The 24,571-nt window shown below is 27.8% G+C and carries 35 protein-coding genes and 2 pseudogenes; 31 read left to right on the top strand and 6 right to left on the bottom strand.

The features are described 5' to 3' along the window. Positions 1–215: 215 nt before the first annotated feature. The 6 genes from LPC13_RS05345 to scpB all read left to right on the top strand — a co-directional run bounded on the left by LPC13_RS05345 (position 216) and on the right by scpB (position 5,100). A complete protein-coding gene (locus tag LPC13_RS05345; protein WP_040419356.1) occupies positions 216–1,199 on the top strand; it encodes a CobW family GTP-binding protein in 984 nt (327 codons plus the stop codon). Between the two features lie 12 nt (positions 1,200–1,211). Beyond that, the gene (locus LPC13_RS05340; RefSeq protein WP_005213169.1) at positions 1,212–2,048 is read left to right on the top strand and encodes a GTP-binding protein; all 837 of its coding nucleotides are present in this window, start codon (positions 1,212–1,214) and stop codon (positions 2,046–2,048) included. Continuing rightward, positions 2,045–2,959 (top strand): permease, encoded by a 915-nt coding sequence (locus LPC13_RS05335; protein ID WP_234088676.1) that lies wholly within the window; start codon positions 2,045–2,047, stop codon positions 2,957–2,959. The genes LPC13_RS05340 and LPC13_RS05335 overlap by 4 nt, the downstream gene beginning before the upstream one ends. Positions 2,960–2,974: 15 nt before the next feature. Beyond that, entirely contained in the window at positions 2,975–3,643 is a 669-nt protein-coding gene (locus LPC13_RS05330; protein WP_005213175.1) for a TIGR03943 family putative permease subunit, read from the top strand. Positions 3,644–3,712: 69 nt separating this feature from the next. Continuing rightward, positions 3,713–4,465: a segregation/condensation protein A gene (locus LPC13_RS05325; RefSeq protein ID WP_005213177.1), complete on the top strand. Its 753-nt coding sequence runs from the start codon at positions 3,713–3,715 to the stop codon at positions 4,463–4,465. Then, positions 4,462–5,100: an SMC-Scp complex subunit ScpB gene (scpB, locus tag LPC13_RS05320; RefSeq protein WP_005213179.1), complete on the top strand. Its 639-nt coding sequence runs from the start codon at positions 4,462–4,464 to the stop codon at positions 5,098–5,100. The genes LPC13_RS05325 and scpB overlap by 4 nt, the downstream gene beginning before the upstream one ends. A 202-nt stretch (positions 5,101–5,302) precedes the next feature. On the opposite strand, the gene ytfJ is transcribed toward scpB, so the two are convergent. Both ytfJ and LPC13_RS05310 read right to left on the bottom strand, forming a co-directional pair. Then, positions 5,303–5,716 carry a GerW family sporulation protein gene (gene ytfJ / locus LPC13_RS05315; RefSeq protein ID WP_005213180.1) on the bottom strand — a complete coding sequence of 138 codons (414 nt, stop codon included), beginning with the start codon at positions 5,714–5,716 and terminating at the stop codon, positions 5,303–5,305. A gap of 8 nt (positions 5,717–5,724) precedes the next feature. Then, on the bottom strand, positions 5,725–6,138 hold the full coding sequence (locus LPC13_RS05310) for a DUF2953 domain-containing protein (RefSeq protein ID WP_169317571.1): 414 nt from the start codon (positions 6,136–6,138) through the stop codon (positions 5,725–5,727). Positions 6,139–6,466: 328 nt separating this feature from the next. Here LPC13_RS05310 and LPC13_RS17080 point away from each other — a divergent pair. The 6 genes and pseudogenes from LPC13_RS17080 to LPC13_RS05280 all read left to right on the top strand — a co-directional run. Continuing rightward, positions 6,467–7,390 (top strand): annotated as a pseudogene (locus LPC13_RS17080) (D-alanyl-D-alanine carboxypeptidase family protein); the annotation flags it as partial. Positions 7,391–7,818: 428 nt separating this feature from the next. Next, positions 7,819–8,430, top strand: a complete 612-nt coding sequence (locus LPC13_RS05300; RefSeq protein WP_040419330.1) for an NUDIX hydrolase — start codon at positions 7,819–7,821, stop codon at positions 8,428–8,430. A gap of 236 nt (positions 8,431–8,666) precedes the next feature. Next, on the top strand, positions 8,667–10,010 hold the full coding sequence (locus tag LPC13_RS05295; protein ID WP_005213187.1) for an APC family permease: 1,344 nt from the start codon (positions 8,667–8,669) through the stop codon (positions 10,008–10,010). Between the two features lie 175 nt (positions 10,011–10,185). Beyond that, positions 10,186–10,959 (top strand): hypothetical protein, encoded by a 774-nt coding sequence (locus LPC13_RS05290; RefSeq protein WP_234088675.1) that lies wholly within the window; start codon positions 10,186–10,188, stop codon positions 10,957–10,959. A gap of 211 nt (positions 10,960–11,170) precedes the next feature. After that, positions 11,171–12,166: a sulfide/dihydroorotate dehydrogenase-like FAD/NAD-binding protein gene (locus tag LPC13_RS05285; RefSeq protein WP_040419332.1), complete on the top strand. Its 996-nt coding sequence runs from the start codon at positions 11,171–11,173 to the stop codon at positions 12,164–12,166. Next, a pseudogene (locus tag LPC13_RS05280) lies at positions 12,163–13,161 on the top strand (FAD-dependent oxidoreductase); the annotation flags it as partial. The gene LPC13_RS05285 and the pseudogene LPC13_RS05280, both read left to right, overlap by 4 nt. Before the next feature lie 65 nt (positions 13,162–13,226). Here LPC13_RS05280 and LPC13_RS05275 read toward each other — a convergent pair. From LPC13_RS05275 to LPC13_RS05260, 4 genes are read right to left on the bottom strand one after another with little or no spacing between them, the layout of a single operon-like run. Next, positions 13,227–14,789, bottom strand: a complete 1,563-nt coding sequence (locus tag LPC13_RS05275) for a recombinase family protein (RefSeq protein ID WP_234088674.1) — start codon at positions 14,787–14,789, stop codon at positions 13,227–13,229. An 18-nt stretch (positions 14,790–14,807) separates the two neighbouring features. Further along, complete coding sequence (locus tag LPC13_RS05270; RefSeq protein ID WP_234088673.1) at positions 14,808–14,951, bottom strand: hypothetical protein; 144 nt, start codon at positions 14,949–14,951, stop codon at positions 14,808–14,810. Between the two features lie 15 nt (positions 14,952–14,966). Beyond that, entirely contained in the window at positions 14,967–15,422 is a 456-nt protein-coding gene (locus tag LPC13_RS05265) for an ImmA/IrrE family metallo-endopeptidase (RefSeq protein WP_234088672.1), read from the bottom strand. An 11-nt stretch (positions 15,423–15,433) separates the two neighbouring features. After that, positions 15,434–16,147: a helix-turn-helix domain-containing protein gene (locus LPC13_RS05260; protein ID WP_234088671.1), complete on the bottom strand. Its 714-nt coding sequence runs from the start codon at positions 16,145–16,147 to the stop codon at positions 15,434–15,436. A gap of 229 nt (positions 16,148–16,376) precedes the next feature. Here LPC13_RS05260 and LPC13_RS05255 point away from each other — a divergent pair, with 229 nt between their 5' ends. From LPC13_RS05255 to LPC13_RS05170, 19 genes are all read left to right on the top strand, one after another. Next, positions 16,377–16,598, top strand: coding sequence for a helix-turn-helix transcriptional regulator (locus LPC13_RS05255; protein ID WP_234088670.1), 222 nt, complete (start codon positions 16,377–16,379; stop codon positions 16,596–16,598). A gap of 2 nt (positions 16,599–16,600) precedes the next feature. Further along, positions 16,601–17,428, top strand: coding sequence for an ORF6N domain-containing protein (locus LPC13_RS05250; protein WP_234088669.1), 828 nt, complete (start codon positions 16,601–16,603; stop codon positions 17,426–17,428). Between the two features lie 66 nt (positions 17,429–17,494). Then, positions 17,495–17,659 carry a hypothetical protein gene (locus LPC13_RS05245; RefSeq protein WP_234088668.1) on the top strand — a complete coding sequence of 55 codons (165 nt, stop codon included), beginning with the start codon at positions 17,495–17,497 and terminating at the stop codon, positions 17,657–17,659. A 106-nt stretch (positions 17,660–17,765) separates the two neighbouring features. After that, on the top strand, positions 17,766–17,960 hold the full coding sequence (locus LPC13_RS05240; protein WP_234088667.1) for a hypothetical protein: 195 nt from the start codon (positions 17,766–17,768) through the stop codon (positions 17,958–17,960). 83 nt (positions 17,961–18,043) lie between these two features. Continuing rightward, positions 18,044–18,304, top strand: coding sequence for a hypothetical protein (locus LPC13_RS05235; RefSeq protein WP_234088666.1), 261 nt, complete (start codon positions 18,044–18,046; stop codon positions 18,302–18,304). Between the two features lie 13 nt (positions 18,305–18,317). Continuing rightward, a complete protein-coding gene (locus LPC13_RS05230) occupies positions 18,318–18,521 on the top strand; it encodes a hypothetical protein (RefSeq protein WP_234088665.1) in 204 nt (67 codons plus the stop codon). Continuing rightward, complete coding sequence (locus LPC13_RS05225) at positions 18,511–19,020, top strand: AP2 domain-containing protein (RefSeq protein WP_234088664.1); 510 nt, start codon at positions 18,511–18,513, stop codon at positions 19,018–19,020. The genes LPC13_RS05230 and LPC13_RS05225 overlap by 11 nt, the downstream gene beginning before the upstream one ends. A gap of 78 nt (positions 19,021–19,098) precedes the next feature. Next, positions 19,099–19,221, top strand: a complete 123-nt coding sequence (locus LPC13_RS16950; protein ID WP_267955934.1) for a hypothetical protein — start codon at positions 19,099–19,101, stop codon at positions 19,219–19,221. 6 nt (positions 19,222–19,227) lie between these two features. Further along, positions 19,228–19,401, top strand: a complete 174-nt coding sequence (locus LPC13_RS05220; protein WP_234088663.1) for a hypothetical protein — start codon at positions 19,228–19,230, stop codon at positions 19,399–19,401. Continuing rightward, a complete protein-coding gene (locus tag LPC13_RS05215; RefSeq protein ID WP_234088662.1) occupies positions 19,401–20,207 on the top strand; it encodes a RecT family recombinase in 807 nt (268 codons plus the stop codon). The genes LPC13_RS05220 and LPC13_RS05215 overlap by 1 nt, the downstream gene beginning before the upstream one ends. Further along, positions 20,207–20,794, top strand: a complete 588-nt coding sequence (yyaC, locus tag LPC13_RS05210) for a spore protease YyaC (RefSeq protein ID WP_234088661.1) — start codon at positions 20,207–20,209, stop codon at positions 20,792–20,794. Before LPC13_RS05215 ends, yyaC begins: the two co-directional genes overlap by 1 nt. Before the next feature lie 11 nt (positions 20,795–20,805). Beyond that, complete coding sequence (locus LPC13_RS05205; protein WP_234088660.1) at positions 20,806–21,573, top strand: PD-(D/E)XK nuclease-like domain-containing protein; 768 nt, start codon at positions 20,806–20,808, stop codon at positions 21,571–21,573. An 8-nt stretch (positions 21,574–21,581) separates the two neighbouring features. Then, the gene (locus LPC13_RS05200) at positions 21,582–21,860 is read left to right on the top strand and encodes a hypothetical protein (RefSeq protein ID WP_234088659.1); all 279 of its coding nucleotides are present in this window, start codon (positions 21,582–21,584) and stop codon (positions 21,858–21,860) included. 10 nt (positions 21,861–21,870) lie between these two features. Continuing rightward, the gene (locus LPC13_RS05195) at positions 21,871–22,473 is read left to right on the top strand and encodes an HD domain-containing protein (RefSeq protein ID WP_234088658.1); all 603 of its coding nucleotides are present in this window, start codon (positions 21,871–21,873) and stop codon (positions 22,471–22,473) included. Positions 22,474–22,475: 2 nt separating this feature from the next. Continuing rightward, positions 22,476–22,736: a DUF1653 domain-containing protein gene (locus LPC13_RS05190; protein WP_234088657.1), complete on the top strand. Its 261-nt coding sequence runs from the start codon at positions 22,476–22,478 to the stop codon at positions 22,734–22,736. Beyond that, positions 22,737–22,874: a hypothetical protein gene (locus LPC13_RS05185; protein WP_234088656.1), complete on the top strand. Its 138-nt coding sequence runs from the start codon at positions 22,737–22,739 to the stop codon at positions 22,872–22,874. Then, positions 22,867–23,286 carry a single-stranded DNA-binding protein gene (locus LPC13_RS05180; RefSeq protein WP_234088655.1) on the top strand — a complete coding sequence of 140 codons (420 nt, stop codon included), beginning with the start codon at positions 22,867–22,869 and terminating at the stop codon, positions 23,284–23,286. The genes LPC13_RS05185 and LPC13_RS05180 overlap by 8 nt, the downstream gene beginning before the upstream one ends. A gap of 12 nt (positions 23,287–23,298) precedes the next feature. Then, the gene (locus LPC13_RS05175; protein WP_234088654.1) at positions 23,299–24,204 is read left to right on the top strand and encodes a hypothetical protein; all 906 of its coding nucleotides are present in this window, start codon (positions 23,299–23,301) and stop codon (positions 24,202–24,204) included. A 97-nt stretch (positions 24,205–24,301) separates the two neighbouring features. Next, positions 24,302–24,490, top strand: coding sequence for a hypothetical protein (locus LPC13_RS05170; protein ID WP_234088653.1), 189 nt, complete (start codon positions 24,302–24,304; stop codon positions 24,488–24,490). Positions 24,491–24,571: the final 81 nt, after the last annotated feature.

The raw sequence follows: 24,571 nt of genomic DNA, 5'->3' as shown, positions 1-24,571 counted from the left end.
ATGCGATATTAATGCATGGCTTATTTTTTTATGTATAACGTTCACAGTATAGAGTGATACATTTACATTAATATTATATGAGTTTAATAACATATTATTCATATATACTTTACTTATTGTTAAAAGAAGAGTTAATGAAATTAAAAATAGTGCATATTTAAAGTAGTTATTTCATAGAATTTTTTTAGGAATAATAAAATTTAATGGAGCAAGAAATGAGCGTTAAAGTAGAGATATTTTCAGGATTTTTAGGTGCGGGTAAAACTCAGCTTATAAAAAAACTTATAGAAGAAGGATACTATAAAGATAGAATTGCCATAATTGAAAATGAATTTGGTGAAGTTAGTATAGATGGAGAAATTTTAAGTAGAACCAATACTTTAGTTAAAGAAATTAATGCAGGTTGTATTTGTTGCCAAGTTACAGGAGACTTTAAAGAATCAATTAAAGATGTAGTAGAAAATTGTAATGTAGATAGGCTTATAGTAGAGCCAACAGGTGTGGCAAAACTTAGTGATTTAAAAAATACATTTGAAGAAAAGGATTTAAAGGAAATAGCACAAATAGAAAAGATAATTACTGTAGTAGATAGTGAAAAGTTTAATATATATTTAAAAAACTTTAAAAACTTTTTTGTAAATCAAATAAAAAATGCAAATTTAATAGTACTAAGTAGAACACAAAACATAGAAGAAAATCAATTAAAGAAAGTAGAAGCTGAAATTAGAAAAATTAATAATAATGCCCAAATAGTATCTACACCTTGGAATAAGATAAAGGCAAAAGAGTTAATTCCTATAAAGCTTCAGTATAAAAATTTAAAGGAAAGTAACGAAAAGACAGAGGAAAAGAATGAAGATAAAAGCTTTAAAACAATGAGAAAATTAAGCTTTAGATCTAAGGCTGTAGTAAAAAAAGAAAAAAGCCTTGAAGAAATGTTTGAAACTTTTGCTCTTAAAATTGAAAAGAAATTATCAAAAGAAGAGCTAATTAGTAAATTTAATTTTATGAAGGATAATGAAGAGTTTGGGAAAATAGTTAGAGCTAAAGGCATTGTAAATACTAAAAATGGAACAGAGCAATTTAATTACACCTTAACAGAAATAGAAATGGAAGAGGTTAAGTATAAAGGTGAAGCTGTGATTTCTTTTATTGGAACAAACTTAAATAAAGATAAAATAAGTAAGTTCTTTTTATAAGAAGGTGAAAAGATGAAAATAGGTATTGAAGTTATAACAGGATTTTTAGGGGCTGGTAAGTCAGCCTTTATTAATTCCTTAATAGATAAGACTATAGTAGAAAATGAAAAAATTGTTGTTATGCTTTGTGAAAGTGGAAATACAACTGTAAAAGAAAGAAATTGCAATAACTTAAAGCAAGAAGAATATAAAGTTAATTCTAGTAAAGATATTAAAAAAGGTAATGATATAGGTTATGTTAAAGTAATAGAATTTATGGATGAAAGTGAAAAAATGAAAGACAAGCTTTTAGACATAATAAGCTCCTATAATCCAAATAGAATAATAATTGAATATAACGGAACTGAAAGCTTAGATTATCTTTATAGAAGTGTTTTTAATAAAGAGATAGAAAAGAAATGCAGAATTTATACTATGTATTATATCTGTGATGGAGAGAATGTAGAATTTTATATAAAAAATATGGGAGATATTTTATTACCTTTTATTCAAAATAGTGATGTTATTGTAATTAATAATTATACAAAATTAAAATCTAGAGAAATAGAAAATAGAGAAAGTGAAAATATAAAAACTAAAAATGCAAGGCAAGAAAGAGATAATATAAAAAGTAGTAAAGATAACAAAAGTAGATATAGTAAAGACAATATAGAATCTGGAGATTGCTTACATAATATAATAAAGGATTTAGAAGCACTAAATAATAGAGCACATATAATACTTGCAAAAAATAATGAAGATATAAGTAAAGCTCTAGAAGAAAGTAATTTATTAGAAAGTAAAACAGTAAGGAATATTAGAGTAAAGCTACAAGATGTCTTAAAAAATAGTAAGCAGGTGAGAAAATGAATGTAATGAAATTAGAAGAGTGGATGTGGAGTTATCTTGGAATAATAATAGAAGCCTTACCTTTTTTATTAATAGGAGCAGTATTATCTGCTGTAATTCAAATATATGTATCAGATGAATTTATAAAAAAGATAATTCCACCCAATAGTATAATTGGATATTTAATTGCAGCATTATCAGGAATATTCTTTCCAGTTTGTGAGTGTGCTATAGTTCCCATAACAAGAAGTCTTATAAAAAAAGGTTTACCAGTTAGTGTAGGTATTACATTTATGCTAGCTGTTCCTATAGTAAATCCTGTTGTAATTATGTCTACATATTATGCATTTCCAGGTAATATAGATATAGTTTTATTAAGAACAATTGGAGGTGTTATAGGGGCCTTAATTGTAGGATTAACAATAGGCTTCTTTTATGATAAGAATGATAAAAAAGATGTTTTAAAAGATGAAAATAATATTAATTATTGTGACTGTTGTAGTTATAATAACAATTATTATATATCATTTAAAGGTAAACTAAGAAATTTAGTTATAAACGCTAGTAATGAGTTTTTAAATATAAGCATTTACTTTATAATAGGTGCATTTATATCAAGTATATTTGTAGTATTTTTCCAAGATGGACTTTTAGAAAATTTAGTAGCAGGAAATGCAGTTGGAATTATTATAATGATGCTTTTAGGATTTTTATTATCACTTTGTTCAGAAGCAGATGCTTTTGTTGCAAGAGGCTTTTTAGACAATTTTGGACCATATGGAGTTATAGCATTTTTAATATTAGGACCAATGATGGATTTAAAGAATCTTATTTTAGCTTTTGGGTTCTTTAAAAAGAAATTTGTATTTAAATTACTATTAATAATTATAATAGTAGTCTTTAGTATATGTTATTTATTAGCACTGCTATAATGAAAGGATAAAAACATGAAAAAATTTAATATTGATGAATTAATATGGTTTATTATTTTAATATTACTTGCAGCAGGTATTATATTTTTAATAAGAAGTGAGGAAATAACAAACTTTGTAAGTGCAGATATGTTGGTATATTTCTATATAAGTGTATTTATACTAGGTATATTTATTATATTTCAATTTAATAGAATTTTTACTGTAAGCAGAAAAATAGAAATAACCAATAAATTTATACCAATAACTTTTACATTAATTATAGGTGGTATATTATTTTTTATAATGCCTATTATGAGTAGTGATAATAACTTTTATGATGATTTATTACTATACTATAATGATGATGTAATTGTAATAGATAATGAAAATTACACTATACTAGATGACATAAATGAAAATAAGGAAAAATATGAAGGTAAAACAATGGTCTTTTTAGGATATATAGATGAAGAAAGTGAAGGAGTAGATGAAACTTTAATAACTAGAGAAAAAATTAGCTGTTGCCAAGCAGATAAGGAAAAAATACAGATAAAAGTAAAAGGATTAGATACATCAGTAAAAAGTGGACAATGGATAAGTATTGCTGGAAAAATATCCTTTGATGATGGTTTTTATATAAATGTTAATGACTATAGAATTCAAAATAAACCTAAAGATATATATTACCACGAGCACTTATAGTCTTGTTCTTTCATTATAAAATTGGTATTATAGAAGTTGCGAGATTTAAAATGAAGGCGGGATGAATTAATGGAATTGCCAAAGATAAAAGTGGCAGATTTTGAAGGACCCTTTGATTTATTACTACATCTTATAAAGAAAAATAAGATGAATATATATAATGTAGAAATATATAAGATAACAAATCAATATTTAGAATATCTTGAAAGTAGAAAGGTTATGGACCTTGAAATAACTTCAGAGTTTATTGTAGTAGCAGCTACATTAATTGAAATTAAATCTAAAAACTTACTTCCAAAGATAAAGGTAGAAGATGAAGAAAGCGAAGAAGATATTGAAAAGAAGCTACTTGAAAGATTAATAGAATATAAAAAGATTAAAGCTGTTTCTGAATTCTTTAAAGATAGATATGTAAGCGGTGGAGATGTATTTAGTAAAAAGCCTGAAATTATTGAAGAAGATAAAACTAAAGAAACTTCAAATAATGATGATATCCTTAGAAATACAACTTTACTTGATTTATATAATATTTATAATAAAGTTTTAGAAAACTATAGAGAGAAACAAAATAAAGTTAATGTAGTTCAAAAGAAGATTTATGTAGATAAATATAAAGTAGAAGACAAGATGAATGAGCTTTTAGACAAATTCAAATCAGAAGAAATAGTTGAATTTAAAAAACTAATGGAAGAAAGCTCTTGTAAACTAGAAACTGTAGTTACGTTCTTAGCACTGCTTGAACTTATTAAACTTAGAACTATAGCAGTATATCAAGATGAGAGTTTTGGAGAGATACTAATAAAGAGGAGGAAGGATTCTTGAGTTCAATAGATGTAACACAATATGAATTTGAAGAAGTTTCAAGAAAAGCAAAGATAAAATCAGCTGTTGAAGCTATGTTATTTGCCAGTGGTGAGCCACTAAGTTTAAAAGATTTAAGTCATAATTTAGAAATACAAGCTAAAGCATTAGAAGAAATACTTAAAGAAATGATTAATGATTATGAAGATGAAAATAGAGGAATAAAGCTTATAGCTATTAACGATGGATATCAATTAGTTACTAAGGCAGAAAATTCAGACTTTATCCAAAAGCTATTAAAAAAGAATAGAAGACAATCACTTTCTCAAGCATCAATTGAAAGTTTAGCTATTATAGCATATAAGCAGCCTATAACACGTATAGATATTGATGAAATTAGAGGAGTTAAATCAGAATCAGCTATACAAAAGCTTGTTGAAAAGAATTTAATTAAGGATATAGGACGTTTAGAAGTTCCAGGAAGACCAATACTTTATGGAACTACAGATGAATTCTTAATACAATTTGGACTTGAAACATTAAAGGAATTACCATCACTTGACCTTTATAGTGATGCAGAAACAGAAAATTCTTTAGATATGTTAAACAAAGCTATTTCAGAAATGGGAGAAGTAGCTGTAACTGAAGATAGTTAAGGCAATTTAAGTTAACAATATCTTATAGTATGGTTTAACATTTATAAGTAATAATTAAATTTTTTTGATTAACTATAAAATCAAAAAAGATGATGATATAAATTTTACGGCAAATTATATCGTCATCTTTTTTATGTCAACTTATAGTTGTTCATAAGGAGTTTGTAAGTTCGTGTTTTTTCTAAAACTTAATGGTTAAATATTATTCTGCTACGTTGTTATTGTGTGAATTTTTATCTTTGAAGAAGCTTTTTACTATATCTAGAACTTGTGGTACTGAATCCACTATTCTATCTACAGTTGTATCATAGTTTACTGGCAATAGACGTACTGTATCTTCTCTTATAATTAAAAAGGCTACTGGTTTTACAGAAACACCAGCACCAGAACCACCACCAAAAGGATACTGATCTTCAGAAGCTTTTGAATCTATATTAGGTTCACCAAATTCACTTCCAGCTGAAGCAAAACCAAAAGAAACTTTTGAAATTGGAATAATACAAGTACCGTCGCTGGTTTCAACAGTGTCTCCTATAACGGTATTAACATCAATCATATCTCTTAAGTTTTCCATGGTGCTTCTCATTAGATTTTCTACTTCATGTTTATCTGACATAAAATTCCCTATACAGGGTTCACCTCCTTATTTTTTAATAGACATTTTAAAATAAGTAATGCTATATAAATAATTTGAGCTAAATTAAAGGTAATTATACAACTTATTGAAAGCTCGTAAATTATTTCATCTTTAAAAATAGGATTAAATTTGTTTTTAAATTTTTTTACTTTAAAAACTATATTAAATAAGTAATAAAGAAATGGATTAATATTTGATAATAAACCATAAAATATTGCAGTATTAGATGAATCACTTAAAGAATACTTAATATTGCCGTTATATTTTATAGATGGTTTAAACTTATTTTTCTTAATTGTTTTATAAATATTTTTTATAAGATGCTTATCAAACTTTATATTAAAATTCTTTTTTTCTTTCTTATTACTATTTTTATTAGCTTTATTAATTTCATCATCCACATGTTTATCTTCTTTTATTTTAGAATTCTTCTTTTTATTTAAGATTTTTTTTATTAACCCATCATCTTTAGAAAATAGATTTAAATTATAAAATTTAAAAAAATACTCCTCCTTTGAAATAAAGATAGAAAATTTCAAGGGAAGAGGAATAAATAATAAAAGTAATAAAATCAAAATTATATAAAAAAGCATAGTAAACCTCTCCTAATCCTCTATAGTATTACCAAATTATAAAAAAATAAACTAAATATTCATGTTCAGAAAATGTTTAAAATTAAAAAAAATGAAAATACTACATCTGTAAGGAGAAAATAGAGGTGATATAGTAATGAAGGTAAAACTTTTAGCATTAACCTTAACTGTAACTTTAATTTTTTCTATTTTTGGTAATGTAGTTACTTACGCTGCTTCTTTTGAAGAAGAGGATCCTGATGAAGAATTAGCAATAATTGAGGAAGATGAAATAAATGATGTTGATATAAATAATTTATTAACCAATGATTTAAGAGTATCTGCAAGATGCGCAATAGCATTAGACGGAAAAACAAAGCAAATATTATATTCACAAAATTCTAATGAAATTGTACCAATGGCAAGTACAACTAAAATCCTTACAGCATTAGTTGCAATAAATTATGGAAATTTGGATAGAGAAGTAACTATAAGTAAAAATGCAGCAAGTATAAGAGGTTCAACAGTTGGGTATATAGCAGGTGAAAAAATAAAAATGAGAGAACTTTTATATGGATTACTATTTAAAAGTGGTAATGATGCAGCTATAGCAATAGCTGAAGATATTGGAGGTTCTGTAGAAAACTTTTCAAATATAATGAATGATTATGCAAAAAGTTTAGGACTTATAAGTTCTCATTTTGAAAGCCCTCATGGTTTAGATAGTGGAAAACATTATACCACTGCCTATGACTTAGCACTTTTAACTTCTAAAGCAATGGAAAATGATGTTTTTAGAAGTATTTGTGGGGCAAAGACAATATCTAAAGATCAATATAATTTTACAAGAGAATATAACAACATAAATAAAATACTTTGGAAGATACCAAATGCAAATGGAGTAAAGACTGGATATACAGGTCAGGCAGGAAAATGTTTAGTATCATCTGTCATATATGAAGATAGAGATATTATAATAGTAGTTTTAAATTGTAGCGATCGTTGGAATGTAACAGATAAAATTTTTAAATATGTAAGTGCAAATTATTGTTTTAAAACAAATAACGTAAAAGAAATTATAAACACTAGCGAATTTATTAATTTAGGTACATTAATAGAAGATTGTGATTTTGACTATGGATTTAGAGGTGAAGGATCTGTAGAAGTAGAGGTATTTAATCCAGTTATTGATTTAAATAGTGGAGAAATAGTAGGAAAAGTATCTTTTAGTGATGGAAACGAAGAATTATTAAAGCAATCTTTAACATGTAAAAGTAAATTCACTAAAAAGGATTATGAAGAAAAAGTATTAGAATAGTTATATATAAATATAATGTTAACTTTAAAGTACTAAGAATATTAGTACTTTTTTCTTTTATAAAGTTAATTATTAGTATAAAATAGTAATTAATGAAAGAAATATCAAAGGATTCAACTAGAGTTGTAGCTAATTAACCTAATAAACTACTATTTAGATTAAAAATCACTTAATGAATGGAGGAAATATTTATGGAAATTAATAAAATAAAAAAATTAACAACATTAGCAGAAACAAAATTCTTAAGCATGTATAAAGCAGATTATGTTAATAAGTCAGGAAAGGAAAAATCATGGATAATTGCTTCAAGAAAAACAAAAGAAGATTTAAGTGAGCAATACTTTAATGGAAAAGAAGGTAAAGTAGATGCTGTTGTAGTACTTGGATTCCATAAAGAAGAAAAAAAATTAATCATAATAAAGCAATTTAGAGTTCCATTAAATGATTATATTTATGAATTACCAGCAGGTCTTATAGATCCAGAAGAAAATATATTTACAACTGTTGAAAGAGAATTAAGAGAAGAAACAGGATTAAAGTTAGAAGAAATAATAAAAGAAAAAAGTGGTAAACAATTATATTTATCAGCAGGAATGACAGATGAATCAGTTTCATTAGCATATTGCATATGCAGTGGAGAGATTTCTAAAGATAATTTAGAGGAAGACGAAGATATAGAAACAATTTTAGTATCAAGAGAAGAAGCAAAAGAACTATTATTAAAGGACGAAAAGTTTGATATAAAGGCATTTATGGCATTACAAAGCTTTGTAGCATTAGGCGAAGATTTATTTAAAAAATAGAAAAAACATTAGTAAAATAACCATTGATTTTGTAAAAAAAACGACAGAAAAAATAAAAAATATACATAAACATGTATAAAAATTAATAAATCGAAGTCAAAATATAGTTATTTGTAATAAAATCATAAAAAAATCAAGGGAATATTTACTACAATACGAATAGATGTTATATTATAACCATTAATAATAAAAGTGGTATTATTATTAGTAATCATGTAGGATGGTAGGGTGATAAAATGAAAAAGAACGAATATGGATTATTTACAGCCATAGCAATGATAGTAGGAATTGTTATTGGGTCTGGGATATTCTTTAAAAGTGACAACATATTGATAGCCACAGGAGGAAGCATTAGCTTAGGAGTTTTAGTATTTTGTATTGCGGCTATAGCGATAATTTTTGGAAGCTTAACAATTGGAGAACTTGCATCAAGAAGTAATGAATCAGGTGGACTAATAGCTTATGCAGAGCAGTATTATAATAAATCTATAGCATGTGCATTTGGTTGGTTCCAAACTTTCTTATACTTCCCAACATTAATAGCTGTAGTTTCATGGGTTGCAGGAATATATATTTGTTTACTATTTGGTATAAATGGTACTCTTGAAACTCAAATTTTAATTGGACTTGCAATTATGGTATTAGCATTTATAGTTAATACTATGTCAGCAAAGTATGGTGGATATTTTCAAAATGCCTCAACTGTAATAAAAATTATACCACTAGTTTTAATTGCAATTTTAGGCGTAATATTTGGTGATTCAAATAGTATTTCTTTAGAACATGTAACTTCTATGCAGTCAACAACATGGATAGCAGCCATTGCACCAATTGCGTTTTCATTTGATGGATGGGTTGTATCTACATCAATAGGACATGAAATAAAGGATTCAAAGAAAAATCTACCAAGGGCATTAATAATAGCACCAATATTTATTTTAGCAATATATCTTTTATATTTTGTAGGAATAAGCATATATGTTGGACCAGAACAAATAATGGCACTTGGAGATGCTCACGTTGATTTAGCTGCAAATAATTTATTTGGGCCATGGGGAGCAAAACTAGTATTAATATTTGTTATAATTTCAATTATGGGAACTGTTAATGGATTAACTTTAGGGTTAATAAGATTACCACATTCATTAGCTAAAAGAGGAATGTTCCCAAATTCAGAAAAAATAGCAAAAGTAAATGAAAAGGTATTAATGCCTGTAAATTCAGCTATTGTTGCATTTGCAATAAGCTGCTTATGGTTAGTATTACATTACTTAACAACAAAATTTAACTTACTTCAAAACTCTGATATTTCAGAAATATCAATAACTATTAGTTATATATTATATATTTTACTATATGTTAAAGTTATTTCACTTGGAAACAAAGGCGAAATTAAGGGTGTATTTAGAAGTAAGGTAAATCCTATATTAGCTATTATAGGATCAGTAATGATATTATTTGGAAGCATAGGAAATGACTTATTTATAGTACATGCATTAATATGCTTAGCAGTAATAGCTTCAGCTATTATCTTCTGGAAGAAAAAAGAAAATGATGACAACTTAGTAAGTAGTTATTAAAAAAACATACAGACTATAGTTACCTAGTAATATAGGTTACTATAGTCTGTGTTTTTTTATCTGAAATTTTATAGTATAAATTTGTAATAAATAACAATTTAATATTATAAATTAATAGGAGAGCCATTAAATATAATGGCTACAATTTTATAAAATCTTTGGAGGAATAATAAAAATGGCTATGAAGAAGTTTAATATTTTTGCAGGTGATAACAATGAAAAAGAGGAATTTTTTAAAGAAAACAATAATGATATTTTAGTTAAAGATCAAAAGGAAAGTGAAATAATAGATGTAACTTTAATGTCTTATATAAGAGATGAATTTCCAGAAGTGGCTGAGAAAATCAAAGAATCACTAAAGGGATTAAAAGATACTTTAGAGGAATCTATTGATTATATAGAAGAGAAATCTAGTAATATAGTAAAAGAAGATAGAAATTTTACTTTAAGTGGAAAATATAGAGAAACTTCAATGGAGCTATACAACATAGCAAACAATATAAAAAACTATATAGAATGGATGGAAAATGCAGATGATACAAATGATAAAAAAGATGATAATGATAAAAATAATGGAAAGAAAGATGAAAAAGATAGCTTAGAAGAAAAAAAAAATGAAATAGATAGTAAAGGAGGCAATGAAGTATTATTAGAAAAAGATGATGAAGAAAATACAGCAATTTATGAAGATTTTACATCTAAAGAGCCTCGTTTATTTAAATTAGATAATCATAAAGTTGAAGTAGAAAATTGGGATGATATGATAGTAAAGACTGCTGCAGTTTTAACAAAAAATTATAAAGGTAATAAGTTCTTAAAATTCAAAAATAATAATAAAGTAAAGGTGGTAAAAAGAAAGTCAAAACAAAATGAATTTAGAGATACAATAATAGAAATGTTAAGAGATTATAATGTTAGTCTTCATAACTATAGAGTAATACTAAAATAAGGTATATTTTAAAAATAAATAGCTTTGTTGAAATAAGTACAATAAAAGGGATGTTCATATGGACATCCCTTTTAATTTGGAATATTTTAAATATAAAAATTTAGTTATTCTAAAGTATAACTATGAGAATTTGTATAATAAAAATGTTAATTGTAACAAAAAGCAAAAATTTAAATAATCTATAGTGTATAGTATTTTTTTAGAGGATAAAATGTTGAAGGAGACAATTGATTGTATAGATGCTGGTACTGAATATTGTCCATGTCACTTAGCTGAGTCTGGTGAATGTATACTTTGCTCTCAACTTCAAGGTAGTCATTTTTGTGATTGTCTAAACTGGAAAGGTGTATGCATATATCAAGAGTTACATGATAATGGTGGGAAGGCAAAAGAACAAAGAAAAACTTATAATTGCAAAATAGTAGAAAGAAAATTATTTTCAGATGAAGTATTATTAGTGAAATTTGAAGCACCTCATAAATTAGTTATAGATTTAGCAAAACCAGGAAGCTTCATTTTTGTTAGAAGTGAAGAGGATAATATATATTTCGATGTGCCTATATCTATATTAGATGCTGATACAGATAATGATATATTATCTATAATGATAGAAATAAGAGGAGTAAAAACTAAAAAACTTTTAGAGCTTGAAAAGGGTGGAGAAATAACAATAAGAGGACCTTACTGGAATGGTATATTTGGATTAAAGAACATAAGAAAACAAAAAAATAATCATGTTTTAGTTATTGCAAGAGGAATAGGGATGGCTCCAATGATTCCAGTATTAAAAAAATTAATAGACAGAGATAACGTAGTTACACTAATTGTTGATAAGGCACCTTTTGATGATATTTATGTGTCAGATTATCTTGAAAAATTAGAAATAGTACCACAAGAGATGAATTTAATAGATAAAGGAAAATTATCAGCAGAAGGAAAAGTGGCTATAAAGTCATTAATTAAATATAACAATATATCTCTAATTCATATAGCAGGAGCAGATATTTTAACTTATAATGTCATTGAATTTTTAGATAGCTTAGAAAGACAAGACATTGATTTATCATGCTGTAATAATTTTAAAATGTGCTGTGGTGAAGGAGTCTGTGGAGCATGTACTGCAAGGTTTGCAGGACATAAAGTAAAAAGATTTTGTAAAGTTCAAGCAAGCCCAAGAGGAATTTTTGAGGGGAGGAGATTAATATGAAGGTTGTTATCGTTGGGGGAGGCTGGGCAGGTTGTGCTGCAGCAATTACAGCAAAAAAAGCAGGTGCAGAAGTTCATTTATTTGAAAAGACAGATCTGCTTCTTGGTCTTGGAAACGTTGGCGGAATAATGAGGAATAATGGTAGATATACTGCATCTGAAGAGCTTATAGCTTTAGGTTCAGGTGATTTAATAGAAATTACAGACAAATGTGCAAGGCATAAGGATATAGAATTCCCAGGTCATAAACATGCAACACTTTATGATGTAAATATAATTGAAGGTGAAGTAAGAAAATATTTAAAAAACCTAGGAATTAATATTTATACAGAAACCAGAGTTAAGGATGTTGATGTAGATAATAAAAAAATAAGAGGCATCATTTTAAGTGACGATAGATATATAGATGGAGATGTTTTTATAGAAACTACAGGTTCAACAGGACCAATGGGAAATTGCTTAAGATATGGTAATGGATGCTCAATGTGTATATTAAGATGTCCAGCTTTTGGACCAAGAATAAGCATTAGTGCAAGATGTGGAGTTCAAGATATACAAGGAGAAAGAAGTGGAGATGAGCTTGGGGCATTTTCAGGTTCTTGTAAATTGGCAAAGGAAAGCTTATCTACAGAAATAAGAGAACAACTAGATAAAACAGGAGTAGTTGTATTAAAGGTTCCAGAAGAAGATGTTAATTATGGAAAGCTTAGCACAAAGGTTTGCCAACAATATGCATTAAAGGAATTTGCAGAAAATATAGTGTTACTAGATACAGGTCATGCTAAGCTTATGACAACTTATTATCCACTACAAAAACTAAGAAAGATAAAAGGATTAGAGCGTGCAAAATATGTTGATCCTTATGCAGGAAGTAAAGGAAACTCAATAAGATATTTATCAGTAGCACCAAGAACTAACGATATGAAAGTTAGTGGAGTAGATAACTTATTTTGTGCAGGAGAAAAAGCAGGATTATTTGTTGGACACACAGAAGCATGATGGGCTAAACTGCAAATAGCTATACTTAAGATACAAACTAGACAATGTGTTTAACGCATTATCTAGTTTTTTTTTATATTAAAATTGATAATAAATTCACCAGTATCCATTACAATAGATTCTATCATTTCATTTAGTAGTTTTTTCTTTGATTCGAAGTCTAAAGAGTCTATGTTATTTTTAAAGTGTTCAACTAAATTTAAAACTTCTAATATTTCAGCTTCAGATAACGATTTTGAAGCTTCATCTTCAAGTAAATTCTCTTTTTGTTTTTCAAGATTCTTCTTTTTATCTTTTTCTTTTGTTAACTCATCAATTATTATTTTACTAACTTCTAAATCTTCTATAACTTTTAATTTATTTAATAAAGCTTTAATAGATTTATTGCATTGATCTATACTTGCATCAATTGATTCAGCTGCCAATTTTAAATTCAACTCATTAGATTTATTTAATATATTTTCTAAATCAGCTATTATTTGAATTTCAGAGTAGTTCTTCAAGTAATCAATTAACTTTTCTTCTAAAAGAGGACCATTTAAATTTTTGGATTTACATCTAGTACCTCCAGAAGCAACCTTCATAGCACATTGATAATAAAATGTCTTTGTGCCATTTTTCAATTTACTATGAGTAACATTCATAGATGACCCACAATCGCATTTTAATATACCAGTTAATAGAGCTGTATTGGTTTTTCCGCGTCTTGGGGCTTTATCTGTATTTTCTTTAAGGATATTTTGAACTTTTATCCAGTCATCAGCATTAATTATACCTTTGTGTTTTGATACAGCAATTATTTGTTCATTATCTTTACCATAGCGTAAAAGACCATTTCCATTAGCGATGCCGCAAACCTCATAATTTTCTTTCTCTAAATATTCTAAAACTTTATCTGTAGATTTTACATATACAGGATTTTTTAATATAACATTTATTGCAGACTTAGTAATATTACCACCATTTTTACCTTGTAAATGATTCGTTAGTGACCATTTAGCAACTTGAGATAAAGATTTCTCTTCTAGATATTTTTGGTATATTAATTTAACAATATTTAGCTCTTCTTTATTTGGTTTTAATTCAGTTACGGAACGTTCTTTACCATTTTCATCAATATAGTATTCTCTACTTCCATCAAATCCTAAAGGGGATTGACCTCCAAGCCATCTACCCATTTTAGCAAGAGTATACATATTATCTTTGACACGTTCTGCCAGCTGTTCGCGTTCTAGCTGAGCTAATGAAGCAAGTATACCTATAACAGCTCTACCAAAGCTAGTGGAACTATCGAAACCTTCAGTGGCGCTATAAATTATAGTTCCTAGGTCATCACATAATTGCATAGCATTGTGAATATCTCTAGCATTTCTACCTAATCTATTAAGCTGATATATAACTATAGAATTTATTTGTTTTGATTTTATTTGATTCATCATTCGTTGATATTCAGGTCTATCTTCATTTTTACCGCTAAAACCTTCATCAATAAAAATCTTAACATTTTTACTATCAATATTAAATTTGAACTCGATGAACTTTTTACATTTTTCTATTTGATTTTCAATAGACTCACCTTTTCCGGTGAATTTAGATTTACGAGTATAAATAGCAATGGTATTCAAGTTATCATCTCCTAAAATTTAATCATCTATTTTCTCAATAAGTTCTTTTAAATACTCAATATTTTCTACTGTAATTAGAATATCACAGTTAATATGTTGTAGTCCGAATTCTTTATTATATTCAAGAAATAAATTCTCAGCTTCTTTATTAGCGAATATCATATTTATATCTCCATTCTAAAATATTTTCATTACTCCTAATGGTTCAAAGTATATTAGATAGTTATCTATTTGATAATAAATTCCATGTTTACATTTATAGTATTCAATTGCTTCATTTAAAAATTCTTCTGTAACATCTAAATATTCAGCTAATTCATGCCTATTTCTTACACCATATCTATATGCATTTATTATATCTATCATACCAACGAGTCTTTCATACCCCCATCTGCGGGCAATTATCTCTTGTTTTATATTTTCAATTTTTGTTTGATCTCTTATATCTCCATAAGTAGTGTGATAATGACCAAGTTCTTCAGCAAGAACACATTTTTTCTCAGTCTGGGTGGATAAGTTTTTATTAATCGCAATTCTATTGCCTTTACAACGTCCATCTGCACTTTTTAAAACTACTTCTTTTACTTTTATTCCCAAATTACTACATTCATTTAATAAATTCTCATAACCCATTAAATCACCTACTATTCATTCCAGAAATCATCATTATCCATAATATCATCATCATGTTTAATATCTTCTAGAGTAGCAAATTCTTTAGAGTGAGCAGCAATAGTTTCATTTGAGTATTTATTCTTTGAATCAAGAATAGCAGCAGTTTTAGCAATTTCTAAATTTAAAATACTATTAATTTTATTAAGTATATTTTTATTAGAATTTGAAATGAATTTATGTTTTACAATACTTGCTTCTAGAGAGTAGTCATTTTTATTTATATTGTTTATTTCTTTAAACTCTTCTTCTTCAACTTTAGAAAGTTTTTCGATATTATCTTTTAACAACATTATAATAGGAGTAGAATTTTCGTCTAATATCCTACTAAATAATTCGTTAAAATCAGTATCTTTAATGTATTTTTTTATTGCTGCATTATCATCTATTTTTCTTATAGCATCTGTAACTTTTTTAGATTGTTTTAGTTCAATAACATTTGAATTATCAATAGTTATATCTTTACCATCGCCAATAAGTTCATAGATGTCTACATCGAATATATCTGCTATTTTCCCTAATAGGATTTCGTTTGGAGTAGTTCTGCCACTTTCAATATCACCTAAATAAGATCTTGATATACCTAAATCCTCGGCCAACATTTTACCAGTATATTTACGTTTTAATTTGATGCTACGTTCATTTCTTAATTCCTTTATTCTATCTCCAATTGTTTTTTCATTCATGAAATCATCTCCTTATTTGAAATTATACGTAATTTACGTAACTATGTCAATAATATTACGTAACTTTTAGTAATATTAAGTATCGATAATTTATTTCAAAAATATGCAATAATATTCGAATATTTACGTAAATTTACGTAAATACAAACTTTGAGGTTTTACGTAATATTACGTAAAATATATTTGTAAGCTAGTTAAAAGGCAGACAACGCAAAGGAGGTGAAAAGTAGTGAGCGAAGTAATAAATAATTTATCATGGAATAAGAAAATAGAAGTCTTAAGGGTAATAAAGGGATGGTCGCAGGCAGAAGCTGCTGAAAAATGTTTTACAGGTCAAAAGGCTTTTTGGTCTTGGGAGGCTGGACAAGTATATCCACGTAAAAATAGTAGACGAGCAATAGCATCAGCATTTGATGTAAAAGAAGAAGATATATTCGGGAAGGAGAAATAATTATGGGAAACTTAAAACATTGGTCTAGAAAAATTAATGTAAGAGTTAATGGATTAGTAAATGTTAAGGGAATGAAATTCCACGATATAGAAGGTGGATTTGGTGAAGGTAAGAAAGCAATGTTAGTTAAGGAGATTGCTGAAATACATGGAAGAGAATTGAAGGTAATAAATCAAGCTATAAATATGAATAGAAGTAGATTTAAAGAAAATGTTGATATAGTTGATTTAAAGTCAGTCAATCAAATTGACCGAGATTTATTAAACAATTTAGGATTTAGCAATAGTTCGATAGCAAATGCAAATCATATCTACTTACTATCAGAAAGAGGGTACTCAAAACTTCTTAAAATACTAGAAGATGATTTTGCATGGGAACAATACGAAAAATTAGTTGATGGATATTTTAATATGAGAGAACAAAATATAAAAAATCAATTCTCGCAAATGCAAAATTTAGATTTATCAAATCAAATGATGAATATAGCTCAAGGAACTTACCAAATGGGTCAAGTGGTTCAAGGAATATTACAGAGCATAGGAACAATTCAAACCTATGTACAAGACAGTATACAAGCTAAGGATAGTCAAATAGACAAGGCTATGAGCCTTATAGGATTGAGGTCTAAGAATGTAAGTAGTTTAATATCAAAACTTAAAGAAGAACTTTATAAGAGTAAAGGAGAACTGGTACAAGCTAATGACATTGAATACTTAAAAGCTAAGAACAAGATATTTAAAGAGTTTAAGGTTACTAAATGGGAGGAAATACCTATAGGTAAATACAATGCAGTTCATTCATTTATAGAGATAATGTTTGATTTTGATTAAAGGATAGTAACAAAAGAATAATAATTTGAATATTATAGTATAGATTATTTTTTTTTGAGGAATTATATGAAAGAGTATAAATTTAGAGTTGGGGTTCCACCTACCAAAGATACTATCAATAGATGTAATATATGCGCAGCTCAAATATTGCTAGATAAATATGGAGTAGATGTAATGAGAAAGGTGTATAAAGCACGACAGTTATTAAAGAAAAAGAATGATAATAATTAAATATAACAAAAGATTATAAAATGAAAAACTTAAAACTTAGTTAACATAATAAATAATTAGTACAAGATCTAAGGTGAGGGATTATAACAGAAAGGGAGGATTAAGAATGTTAGAGTATTTAAATTGGTTAAAAGATAATACCAGTATAAAAATGTTTAAAGAAATTTTAGAAGATGTAACAGTAGATATTAAATTTAATAATATTAATTTTGGAAAGAGGACAAGCCAAAAGGAATTTATAGAAATATGCAAAAGGACTCACAAAATTCACTTAAGATGTGATCATTTAATTAGAAGTTAGTAGGTGGAATTATGAAGTTGATTAAGACAACAGTTAAGAAATTAATAGCGAATAGTAATGCAATAATATGGAGGGGATAAATTATGAGTATTTGGGTAAGAAGTCAAAATAAAAGAAGATTAATATGTTGTGACGGTTTTATAGTTAATAATGAAGGTGGAGTTTTAGGTTTTCAAGGTGCAAATGATGAAGGAGTAGTTCTAGGAAAATATAAAAGTGAAGAAAGAGCATTAGAAGTTTTAGGATATATTCACGCTTTAATTACTAATGGTGTAACAAGTGATTATATATTTAAAGGAACTAAAACACAATCATTTGAAGTTTTCATTATGCCAAGTGAATAAATGGGGTGAGGAAATGTCAAACGAATACTTATGGTTAGCAGTTACACCAGATGAATTAGAATTGCCTATAGTAGTAGTCGATACTGCAACTGAATTAGCTCATAAATTTGGAATGAAGCCTAATGATATTAGTTCTGCTTGGTGCAAGAAACTTAGTGGTAAGAATTGGGGTTTTAAGGTTATAAAAGTTGAGGTGAATAGCAAAAATGGCATGTAAAAACTGTAAGTGGTTTAAAGTTTATGATTTTATATTTCCAGATAGTACAAAAACTATTGCTTGTGAAAAGTATAAAAAACATCTTGGATTCACTAATAAAAATGGACAAGTTAAAAACATTAGACCTATAAATGAATGTAGATTTAATTGTAGCTCTCTTAATAAAGATGTAGTAAATGCTGCAAAAGATGAAGATGATTCTAAAGGAAGAGTCCTTATGATTAAAGGGAAGTGGGCAGTTGAAGTTTATGAAGCAGGTATAACTAGTGTTATTTTTACAAGTAAATATAAAGAAGAAGCGTTGCAAAAGCTTGAGATGTTTAAGAATAAAAAGAGTTGGATTACTGGAATATCTTACACACGTAGATATAAAAAATGGATTGCAAAAATTTATATAAAAAAATTTAAATATAAACAAGTTGGTACTTTTAAGACGTTTGCTGAAGCTAAAAAAGCTTTAAATGAAGAAAAGGCTTTGATTGTATTAGATGAATTGTAAATATATATAGGATTTACCTATCGCCTTCTATAGTACTGGATTATCGGTAGATTTTAGATGGAAATATATTAGATTTTTTTGGTTGATTGTGATAAAGAAGGGAGGTGGCTAAACATGGAGACAGGATATGAATTAATTTATTTAGGTAATGGAGAAGTTGATTTTATAAGGTTTTTTGATGAATTTGAAGAGGAGAAATAGATATTTATGAATGATTGTATGTATGATTATAGGTACGAAAATCCTAGTGCTAAACAAATTTATGAATGTGCTGATTGTGGTTATGGGATATTTTTAGGAGATGCTTATTATGAAATTAATGATGTTTTTATCTGTGAGGATTGTATGGAGCAATATAAGAAGGAGTGTGAAGAAGAATAATGGCAGGAAATAATCAATTACAAACTGTAGTTTTAAAACAAACTAATACTATGCTTACTACTATGTTAGATAGAGAGGCAGCTGCATTGCCAAAAGGATTTAATACTTTAAGATTTAAACAAAATGCACTTGCTGTATTAAATGATCTTGATGTTACCAAAATGAAAGGTCAAGAGTTCAATTTAGCAAAGTGCATTATGAAAGGTGCTTACCTCGGCTTAGATTTTTTCAATAAAGAATGTTATGTCATAACTTATGGCGGCCAACCTCAATTTATGACTGACTATAAAGGCGAGGAAAAGCTTTGTAAAAAGTATAGCATAAATCCAATAAAAGATATATATGCGAAGCTTGTAAGAGAAGGAGATTTCTTTGAAGAATCAATAGAAGATGGTAAACAATTAGTTAATTTTAAGCCAATTACTTTTAATACAAAACCTATTATTGGAGCTTTTGCAGTTGTTTATTACGTAGATGGAAGCATGGCTTATGAAACTATGAGTAAAGCTGAAATTGAATATATAAGAAATAATTTCTCTAAACAAAAAAATGGAGCAGCATGGACCAAAAGTTTTGGTGAAATGGCCAAGAAAACTGTATTAAGAAGATTATGTAAGCATATTGAGTTGGATTTTGACAGTATAGAGCAAGGCAAAGTTTGGGAAGAAGCTTCAGATATGGAGTTTAAGAATGAGCCTGTAGAAAGTGAAAAATCAGAGATTGAAAAAGAGCTTGAAGCAGATGGAGTTATTGAAGAAGTAATTGAAACTGAATTTAAGGAAGTTGAGGAAGAGAGGGATTTTTAATGGCTACATTAGAAGAAAACATTTTATGCAAGGAATTAAATTTCAATGTTAGTGAAGTTGATGTTAAAAAATGTTCAAATTTTATAATAAGTGAATTTATGAAATCAAAAAAAGAAGAAATTGTTGTAGTAAATATAGGGACAGATAAATGTACTGGAGATAGTTTCGCGCCATTTTTAGGAAGTTGTATGGAGGAAAATAAATACAATATACCCTTTTATGGGACATTAGAAAACCCCATTCATGCAAAGAATCTAAAAAGAGAATTAAGCAAAATAAAAGAGAACCATAAAAGTGCTTTTATAATAGCTGTAGATTCTTCGGTAACTTCAAATGAAAATAAAGTAGAAATGATATTAATAAAAAACAAACCATTACAACCAGGAAAGGGACTAAACAAAGAACTACCTAACGTAGGAGATTTAACATTAACATATACGGTTTGTACTAATAGTGATTTTACTTTCTTATCACTTCAAAATGCAAGATTAGGATTAATATATAAGGCAGTAAAGAAAACACTAGAAATAGTAAATGAAGTACAAGGAAGGTTAAAATTCACATCTAATATTGAAAAAGCAGTTTAAGAGAGGTTTTTATGATTATAAACAAAGATAATTATTATACTCCTGAAGCCGATTTAAGCACCTTTTCAGTATCGCAGTATAAGTTATTCAAACAATGTGAAGCAAAGGCACTAGCGAAAGTCAAAGGGGAATACAAACAAGCTGAAAGTGATGCTTTCTTATTAGGTAAGTATATTCACTCATGGAGTGAAGGAACGCTTGAACAGTTTAAGATAGATAATCCAGAATTATTCAGCTCCAGGGGTGCAACAAAAGGTCAGCTTAAAAGTACTTATCAAATTGCAGATAAGATGATTAAGACTTTAAGTGATGATAAAGTTTGTAGTAACTTTCTACAAGGAGAAAAGGAAGTAATAATTCAAGGTGAATTATTTGGTGTTAAATTTCGAGGAATGGTTGACATATTAAATATTAATAAAGGCTTTTTTGGAGATTTAAAGACTACCCAAGGGATTTATAAGAAATATAGTGGTCTTAACTTCATAGAGCAGTATGGATATATTGAGCAGATGGCAGTTTATAGGGAGTTAATTAAGCAGCAGTTCAAGGTTGATTTAGTACCTTACATAATAGCTGTAACTAAAGAAGATATTCCAGATAAAGCTGTTATAAGAATTGATAAAGGTTATACAGATAATAAACTTCAAGAAATGGAGTTTTATACTGAAAGATTTCAAGCTATTAAAGAGGGAAAGGTTGAGCCTGTAGGTTGTGGTAGTTGTGATTACTGCAAGAGCGTTAATAAGATTAGTAGAATATTAAGTCTAAGCGACTTATAGGAGGGTATATGGCTAAGGTTGATATTGCTATAGATAAAATAACGAAAGTGATTGATAAGGCTATAGAGGAAAGAGATTTCATGAAGATGATGGAAACTCATGACTTTATAGAGGGATATGTTGAAAAGGATAGATTTAGAAGTTTTTTAAAATTCAATAAAGATGGAGAAGCTGTTCTTGAATTAACTAAGGACTTTCAAATGATAACTCTTAATGTTAAGGAAATGAAGAAAGTTCTTAATGATTTAAAATTTTTAGAAAGTGAAAATTGGAAGTTACCATTTTAGGAGTGAGATTATGACAGAGTTAGAAATAAGAGCAAAGGTTGAAACTAATAAGAAAGAGATTATTAGTATTTTGGAAACTGTTAAAAGACCAGGAATGGATAGATTAATTGAGTGGTTATGCAAACATGATTATTTTACTGCTCCAGCAAGTACAATGTATCACAGCAACTATGAAGGTGGACTAGCTCAACATAGCTTAAATGTATATAGAGTTTTAAAGGATAAAGCAGAACATTATACAGATTTAAATATTCCTTTAGAAAGTGTAATCATTTGTGGTTTACTCCATGATCTATGTAAAGTTAATTTTTATGTAACAAGCACTAGAAATAAAAAGAACGAAATTACAGGAAGATGGGAAAAGGTTCCTTTTTATAAAGTTGATGATCAAGTTCCATTAGGACATGGAGAAAAATCAATAATTATATTAAGTAGCTTTATAAATTTAACATTAGATGAAATGTATGCAATTAGAGCTCATATGGGCGGATATGAACCAAAGGAAAATTGGAATACAGTAAGTGGTTGTTGGAATAAATGCAAATGGGCGGTATTGCTTCATAGTGCAGATTTAGAAGCTAGTTATATTTACGAAGAACATTTGGAGGTGTAGAAGTGAATAAATTGTCATTTCAAGAAAAAGCAAGAATAAGAAGCATGATAGGTAGAAAGGTAAGGCATTTTAAAAATAAAGAGTACTTAGTTTTAGATGTTGCTGAACATACTGAAACTGGAGAAACATTAGTTGTTTATAAAGCTTTATATGGTAACTGCAGAGTTTATGCAAGACCTATAAAAATGTTTTTAAGTAAAGTTGATTTAAAAAAATATCCAAATTCGACTCAAGAATATAGATTGGAATTAGTGGAGGATTAAATGGAAGCATTAAAAGCAATAAAGATTCTTTTTAATAAAGTTGAAAATGAGTTAACAGGTGGAGAATTAAGCGAAATAGGGCTTGTATTGATAAGAGCACTTAAAAGATTAGAGGAGAGGAAAAAGAAAGATGAATAGTTGTGTGATGGTCGGGCGACTTACTAAGGATGTTGATTTTAGAGTTAATGGAGATAAGAGTACAGCAAAATTTACTATAGCTGTTAATAGAGAATATAAAAATGCACAGGGAAATTACGATGCTGATTTTATAAATTGTACTGCTTTTGGGAAAAGGGCTGAAACTATAAGTAAGTACTTTACTAAGGGACAACAAGTTTGCATAAAGGGCCCTTGGAGAACTGGCTCGTATGATGCTCAAGATGGGACTAAAAGATATACAAATGAATTAGTGGTTGAAGGGTTCACCTTTATAAGTCAAGTTGGTAATAATACAACACAAGGAAATGAAAGTAATACCAATGGGAATGCAGTAGATAATAATTGGGAAGGTATAGACACTCCAATCGATGATGGAGACATGCCGTTCTAGAGGTGAAATATTATGGAAGTATTAAACAGAGTTGAATCAAGGGCTGATAAAAGAGAACTTATTAAGAAAGCTAAAAAGAAAGCGGAGTTTGCTAAAAAGCTTACTCCCCTACAGCAAGAATATATAAATGAGGTTGTTGAAGCAGGAAAAGAACATGTAAGAGTTAAGTGTATTAATGTTTTTGATTGCACAGTTCAAACAGCACTAATTGAAAAGACAGATTTTAATTATGAAGAAATATGTGACATTGTAATAAGATGCGGGCAGTTAATGAAAGAAGCATTTGATGCATTAGAAAATATGAGTTTTGAGGAGAGAATTATGAAAGTTAAAGCAATTGAAAATGAAGTTGCAGAAGATATTACTAAAATGATTTTTGACGGAAAGACTAGAGTTGAAGTTGTAAAATCTATGAGAGAAAAATATGTAGGCACAGGACTTACAACTCAAGATATAAATATTTATTGGAAAAAAGGAAAAGAGAGTTATGACCAATTCATGGCTGAGCAGGAAGGACTTAAGAAATCTATAGAGATAAGTAAAGCTCTTAAAGAAAATGATATTGATAAAGCAGCAAAGTATATTTTAGAGGAGGAAAAAGAAATGCCAGTTAAAACTAAAAAAGAATCTAAAGGGAAAAAGGAAATTAAGAAAGTCGAGCCTGTAGAAGTTAAGGAAAGCAAATTCACTATTAGCAATAAAGTTGTAAAAGTTATTAGTTGTGATGTTTCTGGAGAGCATGGAGAATATGAAATTAATAATGGAATAATTTCTATAAAAGGCACAGAAGATGCATTTGTAAATATTTCAGCAGTTCAAAATTGGGCAAGTGATAGAAGAGAAGCTCTTTTAAAAGAGATAGACAAGCTTAATAATCTTGAAGGTGAAGTTATAGAAGTCATGAAAGAGCTTATGTAGAAGTTTGAAGGAAGTGCAATGGGAGTTAGTAGTAATGAATTATTTTAAGATGTAAAACAATAATATTGAAATTATTAGAAGATGGAGGAGAAGTTTTATGGAAATAACCATATATTTTGTTGGTGGAACAAGTATAACTATTAATAAATGTGATGATAAAGTAATTTCAAATGTATCAACTTGGTTAGAAGATGATAATTTGAAGATTTTTAAAATTTATACACACGAGCAAGAGAAAACAACACTAATAAGAAAAGACTTAATTTTATTTATTGATATTAGTTAATGCTCAATTTGAAATTATTGTTCATTAAATAAGGAGGAGAAAAATGAGAGAAATTAAATTTAGAGCATATGCAGTAGAAAG

It is taken from the genome of Clostridium celatum, from assembly GCF_021412605.1.
Lineage (GTDB): Bacteria > Bacillota > Clostridia > Clostridiales > Clostridiaceae > Clostridium > Clostridium celatum.
Note: the sequence above shows the minus strand (reverse complement) of the source record. Positions and strands in the feature narration are given on the sequence as shown.